This window comes from Streptomyces sp. bgisy159, assembly GCF_965341775.1.
Classification (GTDB): domain Bacteria; phylum Actinomycetota; class Actinomycetes; order Streptomycetales; family Streptomycetaceae; genus Streptomyces.
Map to the genome: position 1 here is coordinate 41407 of NZ_CBDQZH010000018.1, position 17512 is coordinate 58918.

A 17512-nucleotide genomic window follows, 5' to 3' on the forward strand; every position below is an offset into this window, starting at 1 on the left:
CTCGTCGTCCGGTAGGGGCTGGTCACGCCCTGCGGGTACGGCTGGGGCGGCCCGACGGACGCCAGGTGGAGGGCCGGCTCGGAGCGGGCCGGGAAGGACTGGGGGGCATGGGAACTCCCGGAGACGACAACGGTGTTCGGAGGCTCTCGGTGACGGTGCGCGGGCCGGCCGGATGCGGCAGCGTCGCGAGGGGGGAGCGCGCGGACGCCGGTGCGCCCACCGCCCGGTCCGGCGCGCCGGGGGCGCCCGCGCCCGCCGCGGCCGCCGTGCCCGCCGTCGGCACCGGCCGGCGCTCGGCCGACGGCACCACCGATCCCGGCCCGTGCGGCACCGCCCCGAGCATCACCCGCTGTCCGACCCGCCGTACGACCCGCCGTACGAACCGCTCGGCGGCCCGCGAGTCGTCGTACGGGCAGAACCGCGCGAGGGCGCGCGGCGCGCTCGGGGTGAGGGTGTCGTCGCCGTCGAGGCACACCGCGGAGTCGCCGGCCGTCCGCTCCGGCCCCGCCTCGCGCGCGCCTCCCCGGCCCACGTTCTCCGGCAGGCGCAGCGGCCGCACTCGCGCGCCGCGCGCCGCCCGCTCGCCGACGGCCTTCCCGCAGGCGTCCGGCCACCGGTCACCCGCGGCGGTCACTTCGAGATCCGCCCACGACCGGGCGCGCCCCGAATCCGGACACCCGCGCAGGTACGCCTGAACCGGGTACGCGGAGACGATGACACTGAACCTGGGCACGGCACATCCATGGGTCGGCGCGGGCGTTCGGCCCGGGAACGGCCAATGGAGTGACCTGGTTACGGACTCTGCGGCATACGGGGGAAGCGGGCGCACGGCGAGGGGCGCGCGCCCCTCGCCGTCCTCGTCACTTCACGGCGCCCGCCATCACGCCGGACACGAACTGCCGCTGGAACGCGAAGAACACGGCCAGCGGGACCACCATGGAGATGAAGGCGCCGGGCGCCAGGATGTCGACGTTGTTGCCGAACTGCCGTACCTGGGTCTGCAGGGCGACCGTGATCGGCTGGCTGTCGGCGTTGGTGAACACCAGGGCGACCAGCATGTCGTTCCACACCCACAGGAACTGGAAAATGGCCAGCGACGCGACGGCCGGCCCGGCCAGTGGCATCACCACCCGGGCGAACAGCCGCAGTTCGCCCGCGCCGTCCAGGCGGGCCGCCTCCAGCAGCTCGCGGGGGATCTCCGCGAAGAAGTTCCGCAGCAGGAACACCGCGAACGGCAGACCGAAGCCGGTGTGGAACAGCACCACACCCAGGATGGAGCCGAACAGTCCCAGGTTGCCGAACAGTTCGGCGATCGGGATCAGCGCCACCTGCACCGGCACCACCAGCAGCCCCACCACCAGCAGGAACCACCAGTCGCGGCCCGGGAACTCCATCCACGCGAACGCGTAGCCCGCCAGGGAGCCGATCACCACGACGAGCAGCGTGGCCGGAACGGTGATCATCACCGTGTTGACGAGCGAGTCGGTGATGTCGCCGTTGTCCAGCAGCTTCTGATAGCTGTCGAAGGTGAGTTGGGAGGGCTCGCTGAACACCTTCCACCAGCCGTCGGCCCCGATCTCCTCGGGCGCGCGCAGTGACGAGACCAGCAGACTGACGGTCGGCAGCAGCCAGAACAGAGCGACGACGATCAGGAAGGCCCGCACCGCACCGCCGTTGACCTTCTCGACGATCTTCCCGGCGAACGTCTTGGCCGTCATCGCCGCACCTCCCGCCGCAGCCGCCGGATGTTGAACCACATCACCGGGATGACCAGCAGCAGCAGGAACACCGCGATGGCGCTGGCGATGCCGGGCCGGTCCTCCGAGAAGCCCTTGCGGTACAGCTCCAGGGCGAGGACGTTCGCGTCGTCCTGGGAGGAACCCGGGGCGATGATGAAGACCAGGTCGAAGATCTTCAGCACGTTGATCATCAAGGTGACGGTGACGACCGCGAGGACGGGCGCCAGCAGCGGCACCGTGACCTTGCGGAACACCTGCCACTCGTTCGCCCCGTCCACCCGGGCCGCCTCCAGCAGTTCCCGCGGCACACCCGCGAGCCCCGCCGCGATCAGCACCATCGCGAAGCCGGCCCACATCCAGATGTAGGAGCCGATGATCGCGGGAGTGACCAGGGACGGACCGAGCCAGTCCAGACCGTTGTACGGCTCCTCGAAGTTGCTCGCCGGCAGCCGCAGCAACGCCCCGTCCGCCTCCTCCGGCAGCGTGAACGTGCCGTCGGCGGACGCCTTGGCCGACGCCACCACCTCGCCGTCCTTCACCGCCTCGATCCGCATCCCGGCGTAGCCGAGTTCGGAGGCGTCCGGCGCGTTGAGCTCGCCGACGCCCTTGCCGCGCGTGAAGTCCTGCCAGGTGGTGCCGGTGACCTTCCCCGGCTCGGCCCGCGCCGCCCCGGCCGGTCGCGCGCCGCCGGGCATGTTGCCGGGGGCCACCCCGACGAGCGGCAGCAGCACCGGCTGACCGGCGTGGACGGCCGTGCGGGTGACGAAGCCGCCGCCCTGCGCGACCAGCGGCGAGTCCCGTCCCGGATGCGCCTTCGGGAACGCCGACGCCTCCACGAACGTGTCGTGCACGCCCACCCACACCGCGTTGGCGACGCCCTTGTCCGGGTCCTGGTCGTACACCAGGCGGAAGATGATGCCCGCCGCGAGCATCGAGATCGCCATCGGCATGAAGACGACCAGCTTGAACGCCGTGCCCCAGCGCACCCGTTCGGTCAGCACCGCGAAGACCAGTCCGAGGGCGGTGGCGACCGTCGGCGCGAACACGATCCAGACGACGTTGTTCTTCAGGGCGGTGCGGATGCCGTGGTCCGTGAACAGCGCCTTGTAGTTGTCGACGCCGGTGAACCCGTCGCCGGACTGGTCGTAGAAGCTCCGGACGACCGAGTACCCGATCGGGTAGACCACGAGCGCGCCGAGCAGCACCAGGGCGGGCAGCAGGAACAGCGCCGCCACGATCCCCCGGGTGCCGGTCACGCTCTTGCGCGTACGAGGGGCGGGGGCCTTGCCGGCCCCCGCCGTCGCCGACGCCACGACGTCAGCTCCCGTACGCCTGCACCGCGGCCGCCTCCAGCTTCGCCTGCGTGCCCGCCACGTCCGACGGGTTCTTCAGGAAGTCCTGGAGGATCTTCCACTCGCCCTTGCCGGGCGTCCCGCCGAACGCCTGGGGCGTCTGGTCCGACATGTCGAAGCGGAAGTCGTCGCCCGACGCGACCAGTGCCTCGGCGATCCTGCGCTGCACGTCGTTCGGGTACACCGACGCGTCGACGTTCTTGTTCGGCGAGAGGTAGCCGCCCAGCTTCGCCTGGATCTGAGCCGCGTCCGGCGAGGCCAGCCAGGTCGCCAGCGCCTGCGCGCCCTCGGAGTCCTTCAGAATGACGGCCGCGTCACCGCCGGAGACCACGGGAGCGGCGCCGCCCACGCTCGGGAACGGGAACACCTTGGCCTGCTCGCCGACCTTCGCCTTGGTCTGCGCGATGTTCACCTGCACGAAGTCACCCTCGTACACCATGGCCGACTTCGGCTGCTCACCACCGGTGAAGGTGTTGCCGACGGAGTCCGTGAACGACGTCTGCAGCGCGCCGGAGCGGCCGCCCGCGAGCCAGTCGTCCTTGCCCCAGATCTGCGCCAGCGTGGTCAGGGCCTCCTTCACCGAGGGGTCCGTCCACTTGATCTCGTGCCGGGCGAGCTGGTCGTACTTCTCCGGGCCGGCCTGCGAGAGGTACACGTTCTCGAACCAGTCGGTCAGCGGCCAGCCGTCCGCGCCCGCCACGGAGAACGGGGTGACGCCGGAGTCGTACACCGTCCGCGCGGTCTTCAGCAGGTCGTCCCACGTCTTCGGCTCACTCGCCCCGGCGTTCTCCAGGACCGTGGCGTTGTACCAGACCAGCGACTTGTTGGCGGCCTTGTAGTACACGCCGTACTGCTTGCCGCCGACCTTGCCTATGTCCTGCCAGCCCTGCGAGTAGTTCTTCGTCAGCTCCGCGAGCGCCTTGTCGCCGAGCGGCTTGGCCCAGCCCTTGTCCACGGCCTGCTTGATCGCGCCGGGCTGCGGCAGCATCGCCACGTCCGGCGGGGCGCCGCCCGCGATCTTCGACCCGAGGAAATTGATGATCGGGTCCTGCGCGGGCACGAAGGTGACCTTCGCGCCGGTACGTTTCTCGAACTCCGCCAGGACCTTCTTGAAGTTGGCCTGCTCCGGGCCCGTCCACACGGCCGCGACCTCCAGGGTCGTGCCGTTCAGCCGGGGAAGGCTCACCCCGGAGTCCGTGGCGGGCGCGGTGCCGCGGGCGTCGCCGCCGGTGTCGTCGTCGTTGTCGCCGCCGCACGCGGTGAGCGAGAGCGCCAGCGCCCCCGCCGCCAGGACCGCCGCGGTCCGCACGGTCCGGCTCCTGTGGATGGTGTTGCTCGTCCTGCGCATCACTGCCCCGTTCTTCGTGCCTCGTCGAACGTTCGAGCGCTGTCCCGTGGGCTCTGGTCTACGCCGGGCACGGAAGGTCGGCAAGTGCGCGTGCCCTGTCAACCCGGGGATCGTGACCGCCTCGTGACGGGGCGTCGGAAAACGGGCGGTGCGAAGTCCCGGACGGCGGGTCCCGGTGCGGACCGGTGCCCCCGGGTGATGAGTGACCCCGCGACGGCCGTGCCGACGGGGCGGTGGGGCGGGGCCGCCGGCCGACTCGGTCAGCCGCCGACCGCCCAGCTCCGCAGCAGGCCCTCCAGGGCGTCCGCCGTGTCGTCGGACTCGGACCCGTCGTCCCGGGCCTGGGGCGCCAGCTCCACGTGCAGGAACGTGGCGTGCCGGCGTTGCGCCGACCGGCCCTGCACGTTGGTGGTGCCCTCCAGCGGGCAGCGCGCCGACCAGCCCCGGCACACGCGCAGCCCGTCCGCCTCCATGCGGTCGGCCAGCGCGGAGGCCTCGCCTACCCCACCGAGCGAGGCGCCCCCGGACAGGATGGCCTCGTAGGGGCGGTCGGACGACCTGGCGAATCCGTGGACCTGGAGGGCGGGCACGTCACGTTTCTGGAGTTCCAGGGCGACGGTGTGGAAGACGCTGTCCTCGCGGTGGGCGACGTCCGCGGAGCCGTCCCGCCCGGCCCGCCGGTGGGCACCGGCCAGGACCAGGGAGCCGCCAGGGGTGTCCTCGAGCAGCCGCAGGCCGAGCGACTCGGTGTTCTGGTCGGAGACCGGGTGGGGCACCTGCACGTTCCAGTGCACGGCCGAGTCCGCGGTGAGGTAGAGGCGGCCCCAGTGCGCGGCCCTGCCGTCGCGGGCGGCGGCGACCTCGTCGTAGCGGCGGCCGGAGCCGGTGTCGGTGAGGCGGGTCACACGCAGGCCGACGGGGTCCAGCGCGCGTTCGGCCCGGGCCGCGTCTCCGTCGAGCAGGTGACCCACGCCACGCGCGATCTGCTCGCGCTCGGAGGCGCTGGGCGGGTCGTACGGGCCGTCGGGGTGGAGCCCGGACGTGTACGTGAGGACGCGGTCGCGGAGGTCGACCAGTTCGTGGGCCCGCGGAGCCGACGGCTCCGGCTCGTCCTCCACCGCCGACTGGCATCCGGCCAGCGCCCATACCAGCCCCGCGACACAGAGAGCGAGAGTGAAACGTGATGTTCTTGTGACGGCCGAGGCGGGGGTGGCTTTACATCCTGTGTGAGCATGTCTCAGTGACATTTAGTAGGTCTTTCCGCATAGCTCGCGTGCTCATGGTCCTGGGCCTCATGGCCGGCCTGACCGCGGCCTGCGCCTCCGGTACACCGAAGGCGCAGGTCAAGCCGGGCGGACGAAGCTTCACCGTGGCCGCGGCCGGCGATGTGCTCATCCACCCCGAGCTGGTCGCCCAGGCGGCCAAGGATGCCGAAAAGACGGGCAACGGCAAGGACGGTCTGGACTTCGGACCGCTCATGGCCGGTGTGAAACCGATCATCAGCAAGGCCGACCTGGCCATCTGTCACATGGAGACACCCGTCGGTACGCCCGAGGGCCCCTTCGAGGGCTACCCCGAATTCCTCGTGCCACCGCAGATCCTGACGACCCTGAAGGATGTGGGGTACGACACCTGCTCGACGGCCTCCAATCACACGTACGACCACGGCCTCAAGGCCGTGCGGCGCACTCTGGACGCGATGGACAAGGCAGGTCTCGGGCACACCGGGTCCGCGCGGACACCGGAGGAAGCAGAACAGATCAACATCCGTGACGTCAACGGAGTCAAGGTCGCCCACCTCGCCTACTCCTGGGAGTCCTTCCTGAACCCCACCCCGGAGAAGGAGCGCTGGGCGTTCAACCGGATCGACACCCAGGACATCAAGGACGCCGAGGCCCGGGCCCGCAAGCAGGGCGCCGAGGTGGTGATCCTCTCGCTCCACTGGGGGCTGGAGCACTACAACGAGCCGAGCGTCCCCCAGCTGGAGCTGGCCGAGCGGATCACCAAGGAGACCGGCATCGACCTGGTGATCGGCCACCACGCCCACGTGGTGCAGCCCATCCAGAAGCTGAACGGCACCTGGGTCGCCTACAGCGTCGGCAACCAGGTGGCCCGGCACTCCTCGCCGACCGGGCTCACCGAGGAGGGCGCGATCGGCTGGTTCGAGTTCAGGGAGACCACCGACGGCGGCTGGGACGTCCAGGCCCGCTACCGCACCACGCTGGTCGAGATCCCGCCGGAGCTGGAGGACGGCGAGAAGGCGCCCGCGGACGCGGTCGAGGACATCCGGGTGGTGGACGTGCAGAAGGGGATCGACCACCCCGGCGACCTGCCCCGCAACCGGCTCGCCCGCTACCGGCTCGCCGAGGACCGGACCCGTGGCTTCCTCTACAACCGGGGCGCCCCCGGCGGAGACGGACTGGAGCGGCTCTCGCTGGGCGCGTGACGAACAGCACAGCCGTGGCGTACGAGCACAACCCTCGCCCGCCTCGGCAGTCATGGAAGACGGAAACGGCCGGCACGGCCGCGCACACGACGGCCTCTACGCGTGCTGAGCGTACGAAGAGGCGAAGGACTCACCGGTGACTTCAACCGAAGGCGGCGCACGCCCCGTGCGCAGAGGACGGCGGCGTGCCCGCAGACGCGCGGACATGCCGCTGCTGGGCGGCATACGGCCCCCGATCGCGCTGCTGTGCGTGCTGATCCTGGCCCTGGCCGGACTGACCGCCAAGGTGCTGGGCCCCACGGGCGAGCAGGTGGTGCCCGAGGCGGTGCTGTCCTCGCAGCGCTACTTCGCGGAGGACGGCGCCATCGCCCTGCGGGCCTCGATCGACGAGCGGGTCACCGACCTCGAGCGCACCGCGGCCACGCTGAACGCGGGCAAGCCCGTCGAGCCGGAGCGCATCCTGTCCGACCTGGGCACCACGTACCAGAAGTGGACCGGGACCACGATCGTGGACCTGGAGAGCGGGAAGGTGCTCGCCGCCCGCGGCGAAACCATCCCCATCGGCTGGCTGGACGAGGACGTCCTCACCGGTGACCACGCCCTGACCCCCCGTATGGTCCGCCTGGCCACCGGCGACGTACGGCTGATGACCATGGCGGTCCTCGAGGGGAAGGACCGGTCGCAGCACCTGCTCATCGCCTCCAACAGCCTGTCCGTGCCCGCCATCAACCTGGGCCCGTTCCGCTCCATGGCGGTCGTGGCCAGGGGCGGCGAGATCCTCGCCACGGCCGGCTTCGAACGGGCCGAGGCGCTCAACTCGGACCAGGAACGCAAGGAACTCTCCTTCCTTCACCAGCAGATGAGCCGGCTCGGCGAGCAGGCGGCGAAGAAGACCGAGCAGGACCCCGTCAGCGCCAGGGAGCCCGGCTCCCGCGGCTACCCCGGGGTCAGCGGAACACTGGTCGGCGACGACTACAACGGCCGTGTCGCCACGGTCGGCTACGCCTCCCTCGCCTCCTCCGACCCGGAGGAGAAGCGAAGCGTCGGCGCCGGACTCGGCCTCACGGTCGTCGCCCTGCTGCCGGTGGTGCAGCAGCAGGCCGACGGGCAGGAGCGGGGCCTGTACGGACTCGTGGCGGCCGGTCTCCTGGTGCTGCTCGGACTGCTGGCCGCGGCCGTGCTGTGGATGGCCGTGCAACGGCCCCTGCTGCGGCTGTTCCTGGAGTCCCGCCGACTGGCCCGGGGCGACCTGACGCGGTCCGTCACCGCGTCCGGCTGGGGCGAGGCGGCCCGGATCGGCGCGGCCCTGGAGCGGCTGCGCGGCCGGCTGAGCGGCTCCGAGGAGACCGCCGCCCCCGGCCGCAGGAGCCGCATAGGTCTGCGGGTCCCGCTGGCCCTGACCGCCGCCCTGCTCCTGCTGTGGTGCGTACCGGTCGGCCTGCTGCTCAACCGCACGGACGCCTCCGTCAGCGTGCCCGCCACCATGGTCAACGACCAGCGGGACCGCACCGACCTGATCGCCGACCGGGTCCGGCGCGCGCTCAACGAGGCGCAGGCCGACCTCGTCTCCACCACCCGCCTGATCGACGCGGAGGACCCCGGCGCCGCGACCAAGGTGCTGGAGGACGCCCTGAGCCGGCACGCCCGGTACGACGCCCTGTACGTCGTCGACGAGGACGGCCGGGTGGTCGCCCGGTCCGGCGGCGACCCGCACGCGTGGAACCGGGACGGCGACGAGGACGGGAACCGGGCGCTGATCCGGGTCGTGCGGGGCGGCAAGAAGCCGGTGGTCCAGGCATCGGCCGCGGTGCCGGGCCACAAGGGCACGACCCTGGTCGGCGAGGTGCGGGTGGAGTTCCTCAACTCGCTGCTGAAGCGGCCCGGCCTGGGAGAGGTCCGCGTGGTCGACTCCCAGGCGAGGACCATCGCCGCCAGCGACGGCTTCCTCGCGTTCGAGGGGCTCCCGCGCGACGCACTGACCGACCTGGTCACCGCGGGCAACCTGCGGGTCGGCCAGGGGCCGGTGGAGAACGGCCTGCTGATCCGCGAGGGGGGCTCGGTCACCGTCGCCGCGGCGGCTCCGTTCTCCGGCGGCGGCGTGGCGGCGGACATCGGCTGGTCGCTGGTGAGCTGGCAGAACGCCGAGCACTTCGAGATCACCCCCTACGAGCGCGAGGACCGCAGCGTGCTCGCCGGGCTGCTCGGGCTCGCGGCCATCGTCGTCTGCCTGGGCTGGATCCACCTGGTGGTCGTCCGGCCGCTGCGCGCCCTCGCGGCCTCCGCCGAGCAGCTCGCCGACGGCGACCTCAAGACCGTGCTCTACCCCCGCTACCACGACGAGGTGGGGGCCGTGGTCCGCAGCCTCGAACTGATCCGCCAGCAGTTGCAGGCCCGCAGACAGAACCAGGCGCGACAGCAGGCCGAACCCCGGTCCGTCGCCGGAGGAAGGTGACCCGTAGTGCTCTACCTCTACTTCGTGCTGCTGATCGGCGGGGTGTCCCTGCTGGTCGCCGGCATCGTGGAGCAGCGCAGGCACTACGCCGCCCTGCACGCCATACCCTCCCGGGTGCTGGTCAACGGCATCCGCGGCAAGTCCTCCATCACCCGGTTGTGCGCGGGCGCCCTGCGCGGCGGCGACCTGGTCACCGTGGCGAAGACGACGGGCACCGCAGCGCGGTTCATCCACCCCGACGCCACCGAGGAGCCGGTCTACCGCAAGTTCGGCATCGCCAACGTGGTGGAGCAGATCGGCATCGTCCGCCGGGCCGCCGCCTACCGCCCCGACGCGCTGGTCATCGAGTGCATGGCCGTCATGCCGGCCCTCCAGGAGGTCAACCAGAGCAAGCTGATCCGCTCCACGATCGGCGTGCTGTGCAACGTCCGCGAGGACCACCTCGCCGAGATGGGGCCGACCCTGGACGACGTGGCGCGCTCGCTGTGCCGCTCGATGCCGGAGGACGGCATCTGCGTGACGGCGGAGAAGGAACGTTTCCACATCCTCCAGGAGGAGGCGGACGCCCGTAACTGCCGGCTGATCTACGCCGACCCGGAGACCGTCACCGACGAGGAACTGCGCGGGTTCAGCTGGTTCACCTTCAAGGAGAACGTGGCGATCGCGCTGGTCGTCGCCGAACTGCTCGGCGTGGAGCGGCAGGTCGCCCTGCAGGGAATGTACGACGCTCCGCCGGACCCCGGTGTGCTGTCCGTGGAGCGCTACGTCACCCCGGCGGGCAGGCGGCTCGCCTTCGCCAACGTGTTCGCGGCGAACGACCCCGAGTCCACGCTGATGAACATCAACCAGCTCCTGGACCTCGGCGCGATCCGCCGTCCCGTGAACGTGGTGATCAACTGCCGCCCGGACCGGGTGGAGCGCAACGGCCAGATGGGCGAGATCATCCCCGACCTCCGGCCGGACAACGTCTTCGTCATCGGACACCCTTCGAAGAGCGCCATCGACGCCATTCCCGCCGAGTGGCGCAACCGCGCGGTCGACCTCGGGGGCGAGCGGCGCTCGGCGGACGAGTTCATGCCCGCGATGCTCGACCGGATGTCCGACGGCTCCTCCCTGGTCGCCGTCGGCAACATCCACGGACAGGGCGAGGAACTCCTGGAGTACCTCGCCGAGCTCCCGGCCGACGACACCGACCCGGAGCCCGTGCCGGCCGAGGCCGCGGCGGCCCCGGCGCGGCCCCAGCGCCTGGACCCCTACGCCTCGTACCCCACGGCCTACGAGGAGCGCTACCAGGCCTCGCAGACCCAGGAGATCCCGGTGATCCGGATCCCGGCCCAGCCGGCGCACGGTTACCACCCGGACGTGCCGGGGACCTACGGCGACGGCGCGCAGGCGTACGCCGGCACCCCGGCGCAGGCCGGCCCGCACCCCATGACCCGGGGGCAGGCCCCGGACGGCGCCTCCCCGGACCGGGCGGCGTACGGGACGACGGGGCACGCCGGAACCGGCGCTTTCCCGGAGCGGGCCGGATACGACAGGGCCTCGGACGGGTCTGCCCACGGCATGTACACCGAGTCGGTCGCGCAGGGCACGGGCCCGGAGCGGGCCGCGTACACCACGGCCCCGGAACGGTCCGCCCACGGCTCGCCCGCCGAGCCGGCCGGAAGCGGCGAGGTCCCGGAGCGGTCCGCGTATGCAGAGGGCACGGACCGTTTCGCCCGAGGCGAGGCCTCGGAGCCGCCCGCGTACGGCGAGGTCCCGGAGCGGCCCCACGGCCACGGGCTGCGCCCCGCCGGGGAACCCTCGTCCACGGGCGGCGGCTCGTGGTTCACCGCCGAACAGCCTGCCGCGGGCCGCCGGCGGCAGGCACCGGAGAGGTTCGCCGACGACGACCGAGGCGGCCCGCCGCATGCCTGACACCCGCGCGGCTGCCGGGGCCGTGCCGGCCGAAGCCGGCTGCCCCCCGCCCCGACCCCGCACTCGCATCCCCGCCCGGAGAATCCGTTGACCACCGCCGCCCTGACCCCCGAGATGGCCGCCCTGGGCATCGCCATAGGCCTGTTCTTCTCACTGCTGTGCTACCTCACCACCAACCTGTCGCCCGGAGGCATGATCACTCCCGGCTGGCTGGCGCTCACGTTGATCGAGGACGTCCAGCGTGCGGCCATGGTCGTCGGTGTCACCGCTCTGACCTACGGCGGCACGAAGATCATGCAGCGGTTGGTGATCCTCTACGGCAAGCGGCTGTTCGCCGCCGTGGTGCTGCTGGGCGTGCTGCTGCAGGCCACGGTGATGATCGTGCTCTCCCTCGAGTTCCCGCTGATGTACGGCAACCAGACCCTCGGCTTCATCGTGCCGGGCCTGATCGCCTACCAGATGGTGCGCCAGCCCAAGGGCGCCACCTTGCTGGCCACCGGAACCGTCTCCCTCATGGCCTACATCGTCGTCGCGGCCGGCCTGCTGCTCGGCGTCATGCCGACCGTCTGAGAACCCAGGAGCAAACGATGGCAGGGAAGAAGAAGACGCGTCCCCTCGTCGGCGCACTGGTGCTGCTCGCGCTCGTGGGGACCTCCGGCTACCTCACCATGGAGCTGCGCAAGCAGGAGGACCCGGGGATCACCGAGGTGCGCAACGTCGGCATCCTCAAGGGCGGCTCCAGCGCCTCCGCGGACACCGGCGAGGAGACCTGGTCCCGGCTGCAGAACCCGGCGCGTTCCGTGCTGCGCGGCGCCGACGGCCGGATCAAGGGCGTGTTCACCGACGGTGCGCTGACCGCGACGCTGACCGGTCCGGCGCGCACCTTCCAGGAGCCCGCCTCGACCGCTTCCAAGGTGTCCACCACCGACTGGGTGCGGCTGATGCCCGAACCGTGGTCCAAGGGCGCGGAGAAGGAGAAGTGGTTCAAGGACTGGTACGCCGAGTACGCGACGAGCGAGAAGGACGACATCTTCGCCTTCGCGTTCGACTACGTGGCCGGCGCCCCGGAGAAGAAGGACAAGCAGGGCGTCGTCTACGCCGGTGACGCGAAGTTCGGTCCCCTGAACCCCAACGGCTCCGCAGGCAACGACCTGCGCCTGGAGCAGTCCGACTTCTACGACTACCTCGGCGTCCCGTACCCCTTCCGGGACGGCGTCGTGGGACGGCCGGAGAGCATGCGGGCCCGGTCCATCGACTGCTCCGGGTTCATCCGCATGGTGTGGGGCTACCGCGCCCGCTACCCGCTCATGTCCTCGGACGAGTCCGGCGACGGCCTGCCCCGTACCGCCAACGGCATGGCCCGCTCCGGCGAGGGCGTGGACGTACTGCCGCTGACCGGCATCTCGGCGAAGGACCGCCCGTCCGCGATCGACCAGCTGCAGCCGGGCGACCTCGTCTTCTTCAAGCTGGACACGCGCACGGGCGAGCGCCTCGACCACGTCGGCATGGTCCTCGGGCACGACACGGAGGGCCACCTGATCTTCGTGTCCAGCCGCGAGGAGGTCGACGGGCCGACCATCGGCGACATCGGCGGAGTCTCCCGGCTGGACGGCAACGGCTACTACGCGAAGACGCTGCGCAGCGCCAAGCGGCTGTGAGCCCGTTCTCCGACCGGCCGTGAGCCCGTTCTCCGACCGGCCGTGAGCCCGTTCTCCGACCGGCCGTGAGCCCGTTCTCCGACCGGCCGTGAGCCCGTTCTCCTCCGGACTCCGGGACAGGAACCGGCGGAGTCAGCGGAGCAGGGGAGGCACCAGGGCCGCCGACACCTCCCGCGCGGCCCGCTCCAGCGCGCTCGCCAGCAGGGCCAGGTCGGTCGGCCCGTTGCCCAGCTCGCGCACCGGGCGGCGGGCCGGCGGGTCGCCCATGCGGTGCCACTCCAGCGGGACCACCGTGGGGCGCAGGGTGGCCGTGCGGGGGATACGGCCGGTGACCCGGCCGCCCTGGAAGCCGGTGACGCCGCCGTCCGGTCCCGTCAGCCGCCCTCGGCCGGGCGAGGGCTGGTCCGGGCCCCCGGGGGCGGGCGCGTCGAGCGCGACCCGCAGCGTCGCCCGGCGGGCCGGCTCCCACTCCGCCGTACGGCCGCCCGGCCCGGCCGCCGCCACCAGGTGCACGCCGAGCCGCGCGCCCTCGCGGGCCACCGCCTCCAGCGCCCGGGTCACCGAGCCCGCGGCCGGGCGGCCGGGCGAGCCCAGCGCCGGACTCAGCAGCGCGTCCAGGTCGTCGACCACGACCACCAGCCGGGGCAGCGCGGGCGCCGCCTCGGCCCGCTGCCGGGCCGCCGCGCCGGGCCGCAGCCGCAGGGTGGAACTGGGTGGCGAGTCGAGGTCGGCGGCACCGGCCGGACCCGTGCCGTCGGCGGCGGGCCGGGTGCCGGTCGGTCCCGCGGCGTGCGGGGCGCGCTGTGCGCCGATCCGCCCGGACACCTCGCGGTGCCGGTGCCACTCCGTGAAGTCGGCCCGCCCCAGCAACTCGGCCCGCCGCTTCAGCTCGGCGCTCAGCGCCTGCGCGAACTCCCGCATCCGCACCGGGTCGTTGGCCGTCAGGCGCGTCGTCACATGCGGTACGTCCGTACAGACCCCGAGGCCGTCGCCGTGCCCCGCGCCGCCCTTGCCGACGCCGTCCCGGCCGTCCACCAGGACCATCGCCAGCCGGTCCGGCCGCTCGGCGGCGGCCAGCGACGCGACGAGCGCCCGCAGCAGTTCCGTACGGCCGCTGCCGGGCGGGCCCTCGATCAGCAGGTGCGGTCCGTCGGCGGCGAGGTCCACCGCGACCGGGCCGCGCGGACCGGCGCCGAGCACGGCCGTCGCCCTGCCGCCGAGCGCCCGGGCGTCGTCGGCGGCGTCCGCCCAGCGCGCCATCAGCGACGCCGGGGTGGCCCGGGCCAGGCCCAGCTCGTCCAGCAGCCGGGCCGCCGGGGGCAGCGGCGCCGACACCCGAGGGCGCCGCTCGCCGCCCGCGCCGTCCGGTCGCAGCGGGGCCAGCGCCCGCGCGAACCGTTCCGCCCAAGCGGCCGACACCGCGTCCACCGAGCCGAGCGTGCCGTGGCCCACCGGTCCGGCCGGCTGCCCCGGCGACCCGCCGCGGGCGACCCGCAGCAGCCGCAGCGCCGTCGCCACGTCCCCGCTGAGCAGCGCCACCGCGCCGCACTCCCGGAACACGGGCACGGCCGCACAGGCGGCCTCGTAGGTCTCCGACACCGGGGAGGCGGCGGACGCGGACGGGGTCTCGGCCAGACACACGACGTGGATCCCGGCCCGGGGACCGTCCAGCGCGAGCCGCGCCACGGCCGAACGCAGCGCGGACGTGCCGGGGTCGCCGTCCACCACGAGCACGGCGTACGGGCCCGGGGTGTCGTCGGCGGGCGCGTGGTGGGCGGTTGGGTGGTGCGGGCTGGCAGCCGACGCCGCCGGCCCCGCCGGTGCGCCCTCCGTGTGCCCCTCGGACGGGCGGTGGGCGTCGGACGCGGACGGCCGGGACGGCCGGTCCGCGAGCCGCCGCAGCAGTTCGTCGGTGCGCGCGGCGGCCTGTTCGCGGTCGTAGGAGAGGAGCAGGCGGCAGTCCTGGCCGTGGCCGGGCCGCAGATGCGGGAGCCAGCCGAGCCAGCCCCACTCCGCGGTGCGCTCCTCCACGGGGCGCGCGGGGTCCGAGCTGAGCAGCACGATCTCCAGGGTGTCCGGGGAGTGCAGCGCGGCGAGCTGCGCCAGCACCGCGCGGGCCAGCCCCGACAGCCGCTCGCGCGGCCCGGCCAGACCCAGGGAGCCGACTTCGCGCAGGCCCGCCGTCACCGGCACCGCGGGCAGCAGTCCCGAACCGTCGGGCGCGGGCCGGTCGGCCGCGCCGAGCCGCACGGTCAGCGCCTCCGGGTGACCGGGGGCGCGCTCCCACAGCCGGGGGCCCGGGCCGAGCGCCGTCAGCAGCAGGCCCGCCAGGTCGGGCCAGGTCTCGGGCAGGGCGGCGGCCGTCGTGGCGGGTTCGGTGGCTGCCGGGGCGACGGCGTCGCCGTACGCGGCCGCGCCCTCGGCGTGGTCCGGTGCGCCGGGCCGCCCGCCCGACCGTCCGCCGGCCAGCCGCCGCGCCCACGCGGACAGACCGCCGCGCCTGCGGGCGGGGGCCGCCTCGGCGCCGTCCTGCGGATGGGCGCCCCGGGCACCGTCGGAGGACACGGCGAACGGACCCGGCCCGGAACGGCCCCCGTGGGTGTCGCCCGGGGCGGCGGGGGCGGGGCGGGACTCGACGGCGGCCTGGGGGAGGGGACCGGCCGTGGACGTGGGGGCCGACGCGGCGGCGGGGGTGGGGGCGGGGCGGTCTGCCGAGCCGTTGCCGAGCTGCCGGGGGAGGCGGGGGTCGCGAGGGAGGCGGGGGTCCCCGGGGAGCGGGAGCTCCGTCACGGGGGCGTGCGCCGCAGGGGCGCCGTTCTTCGCGACGGGGTGGCTCTCGGCGGTGGTGCGGCTGCGCGGGGCGGGGTGGTGCGCCCCGCTGGGCTGGTCGGCGTCGGGGCGCCCCGGCCACCCTCGGGCGCCACCACCGCGGTCGTCGGAGCCGACGGTACGGCCCGAGCCGTCGGTGCGCTCGGAGCCGGTGGTGGGATTGGAGTAGGCGGTGGGACCCGTGTAGGCGGCGCGGTCGGCCGGGGCGCAGCGGTCACCGTCGGTGCGGTCGCCCGGGGCGTGGCGGTCACCGTCGGCGGGGTGGTGCGCGCCGGGCCCGCCGTTCTCGATGGACGGGGCGAGGCCCTGACCGGGGACTCGGCTCGCTTCCGGGGCGTGGGGCGGCCGGTCGCCCCTGGGCGCCCCGGGGACCTGCGGCGCCCGCGAGGCGTCCCAGTGCACCGTGCCGCGGGCATGACCGGTCGGCCCCGAGGGGCCACCCCGCCCGCCGGACGCGGCCGGGGCGGCCCCCGCCGCGTCGGCGCCCCGCGCCCTGCCGCCGTCACCGGCCCCCGTCGTGCCGCCGGGACGCGCGCCTGTCGGCGTACCGCCGGTGTCCGTGCCCGTCGCCGTGCCGCCGGGACGTCCGCCGGCCGGCGCGCCCGCGCTGCCGGAACCCGTCGCCGTACCGCCGGGGCGCGTACCCGCCGCCGTACCCCCGAGGTCCGCCTCGGCCCGCGTACCGCGGCCGCCGGGGCAGGCCCCGGTGCCGGCACCAGGGGCGCTCGCCCCCGCAGCCGTACCGTCGTTCCCCGCCGTAACGCCGTCCCCTGCCGTAACGCCGTCGCTCGCCGCGCCGCAGGGCACGCGTATGTGCCCCTCGCCGTCCGGGGCCGTCGGCACGCGGGCCTCCGGGCCGCCGGGGGAGGCCAGCCGCAGGGTCGATTCGCCGATCCGCAGGAGCGCGCCCGGCGGGAAGGGACGCGGGCGGTCGCGGACGGGGGTGCCGTCCAGGGTGGTGCCGTTGGTGGAGCCGAGGTCCACGACCGTGACCCGGCCGTCGGCGGCGAGGGTGACCGCGCAGTGCAGCCGGGAGACGTCGGGGTCGTCGAGCGGGACGTCGGCGTCGGCGGAGCGGCCGACCCGGACCTGCCCGCCGTGCAGCAGGTGGACCCCGCCCGCGTCCGGCCCCGCGACCACGTGGAGGCGGGCCGGGGCGTCGTCGACCTCGGGATGCGGCTCGGGGTCGGCGGGCGTGCCCAGGGACAGCACGGCGCCGTCGGTCAGCGGGGGCTCGCCGAGTGTGGCGCGCCGGGTGTCCAGCCGTTCCGCCCCCGCGTACAGCACCACCGCGCCGCCGCCGGACCCCTCGCCGCCGGCCGCCGCGGCGAGCGCCGTCGCCACCGCCGCCAGGGCCGTGCCCGCGGGCGCCGTCACGAGCACGTCCCGGCGCACTGCACGCCCCCGGGCCCGGTCCCCGGGCGGGCCCTGCGGGTCTACGACGGTCAGCCGGATCTGCATCGCCGTCAGCGGTCCCTTCTGCGCGGGCGGCGCGGAACTCCCCCCACCCCGCACGAGCACGTCGGCCAGTACTCCCCTACCCCCCGCATCCTCGCACCTGTCACCGACAATGCGCCCGCCGTCCGGTGACAAGTGATCTTGATTGGTCGGCTCTGCCCGTAAAAGTGCCTGACCGGGACCGCCCGGGTGATCGCTCAGGACCGGTGTTGAGATCGGTCACGTCCGTATCGGGCAACCGGCGGACCGACCCGAGCGTCTTTCCTCCGAACATGCCCGGGAGGCGGTTCGAACGTGAACGGGGGACGGTACG

Annotated in this window: 11 protein-coding genes; 5 read left to right on the forward strand and 6 right to left on the reverse strand. The window is 73.9% G+C overall.

All coding sequences use genetic code 11. The features are described from left to right. Positions 1 to 22: 22 nt before the first annotated feature. From ACSLTV_RS18975 to ACSLTV_RS18995, 5 genes are all read right to left on the reverse strand, one after another. Positions 23 to 733, reverse strand: a complete 711-nt coding sequence (locus ACSLTV_RS18975) for a glycosyltransferase family 2 protein (RefSeq protein ID WP_435612523.1) — start codon at positions 731 to 733, stop codon at positions 23 to 25. 127 nt (positions 734 to 860) lie between these two features. Next, entirely contained in the window at positions 861 to 1718 is an 858-nt protein-coding gene (locus tag ACSLTV_RS18980; protein ID WP_435612524.1) for a carbohydrate ABC transporter permease, read from the reverse strand. After that, a complete protein-coding gene (locus ACSLTV_RS18985; RefSeq protein ID WP_435612546.1) occupies positions 1715 to 2995 on the reverse strand; it encodes a carbohydrate ABC transporter permease in 1281 nt (426 codons plus the stop codon). The genes ACSLTV_RS18980 and ACSLTV_RS18985 overlap by 4 nt, the downstream gene beginning before the upstream one ends. 61 nt (positions 2996 to 3056) lie before the next feature. Further along, a complete protein-coding gene (locus tag ACSLTV_RS18990) occupies positions 3057 to 4439 on the reverse strand; it encodes an ABC transporter substrate-binding protein (protein ID WP_435612525.1) in 1383 nt (460 codons plus the stop codon). Positions 4440 to 4699: 260 nt separating this feature from the next. Further along, positions 4700 to 5557 carry a hypothetical protein gene (locus ACSLTV_RS18995; RefSeq protein WP_432157346.1) on the reverse strand — a complete coding sequence of 286 codons (858 nt, stop codon included), beginning with the start codon at positions 5555 to 5557 and terminating at the stop codon, positions 4700 to 4702. Between the two features lie 161 nt (positions 5558 to 5718). Here ACSLTV_RS18995 and ACSLTV_RS19000 point away from each other — a divergent pair, with 161 nt between their 5' ends. The 5 genes from ACSLTV_RS19000 (at position 5719) to ACSLTV_RS19020 (ending at position 12912) form a co-directional block, all read left to right on the forward strand. Continuing rightward, the gene (locus tag ACSLTV_RS19000; RefSeq protein ID WP_435612547.1) at positions 5719 to 6885 is read left to right on the forward strand and encodes a CapA family protein; all 1167 of its coding nucleotides are present in this window, start codon (positions 5719 to 5721) and stop codon (positions 6883 to 6885) included. Between the two features lie 205 nt (positions 6886 to 7090). After that, positions 7091 to 9337, forward strand: coding sequence for a HAMP domain-containing protein (locus tag ACSLTV_RS19005; protein WP_435612548.1), 2247 nt, complete (start codon positions 7091 to 7093; stop codon positions 9335 to 9337). Positions 9338 to 9343: 6 nt separating this feature from the next. After that, positions 9344 to 11254, forward strand: a complete 1911-nt coding sequence (gene pgsB / locus ACSLTV_RS19010) for a poly-gamma-glutamate synthase PgsB (RefSeq protein WP_435612526.1) — start codon at positions 9344 to 9346, stop codon at positions 11252 to 11254. 87 nt (positions 11255 to 11341) lie between these two features. Then, on the forward strand, positions 11342 to 11824 hold the full coding sequence (locus tag ACSLTV_RS19015; protein WP_432133324.1) for a poly-gamma-glutamate biosynthesis protein PgsC/CapC: 483 nt from the start codon (positions 11342 to 11344) through the stop codon (positions 11822 to 11824). Positions 11825 to 11841: 17 nt separating this feature from the next. Continuing rightward, the gene (locus ACSLTV_RS19020; protein WP_432133323.1) at positions 11842 to 12912 is read left to right on the forward strand and encodes a C40 family peptidase; all 1071 of its coding nucleotides are present in this window, start codon (positions 11842 to 11844) and stop codon (positions 12910 to 12912) included. 132 nt (positions 12913 to 13044) lie between these two features. Here the strand turns inward: ACSLTV_RS19020 and ACSLTV_RS19025 are convergent, their stop codons facing one another. Continuing rightward, positions 13045 to 17202, reverse strand: coding sequence for an FHA domain-containing protein (locus tag ACSLTV_RS19025; RefSeq protein ID WP_435612527.1), 4158 nt, complete (start codon positions 17200 to 17202; stop codon positions 13045 to 13047). Positions 17203 to 17512 lie beyond the last annotated feature (310 nt).

Bases quoted from the DNA above. Each gene is read 5' to 3' on its own strand.
- ACSLTV_RS18980 (WP_435612524.1), bottom strand. From the start codon at position 1,718: ATGACGGCCAAGACGTTCGCCGGGAAGATCGTCGAGAAGGTCAACGGC.
- ACSLTV_RS19000 (WP_435612547.1), top strand. From the start codon at position 5,719: ATGGTCCTGGGCCTCATGGCCGGCCTGACCGCGGCCTGCGCCTCCGGT.
- ACSLTV_RS18990 (WP_435612525.1), bottom strand. From the start codon at position 4,439: ATGCGCAGGACGAGCAACACCATCCACAGGAGCCGGACCGTGCGGACC.
- ACSLTV_RS19025 (WP_435612527.1), bottom strand. From the start codon at position 17,202: ATGCAGATCCGGCTGACCGTCGTAGACCCGCAGGGCCCGCCCGGGGAC.
- ACSLTV_RS19020 (WP_432133323.1), top strand. From the start codon at position 11,842: ATGGCAGGGAAGAAGAAGACGCGTCCCCTCGTCGGCGCACTGGTGCTG.
- ACSLTV_RS19005 (WP_435612548.1), top strand. From the start codon at position 7,091: ATGCCGCTGCTGGGCGGCATACGGCCCCCGATCGCGCTGCTGTGCGTG.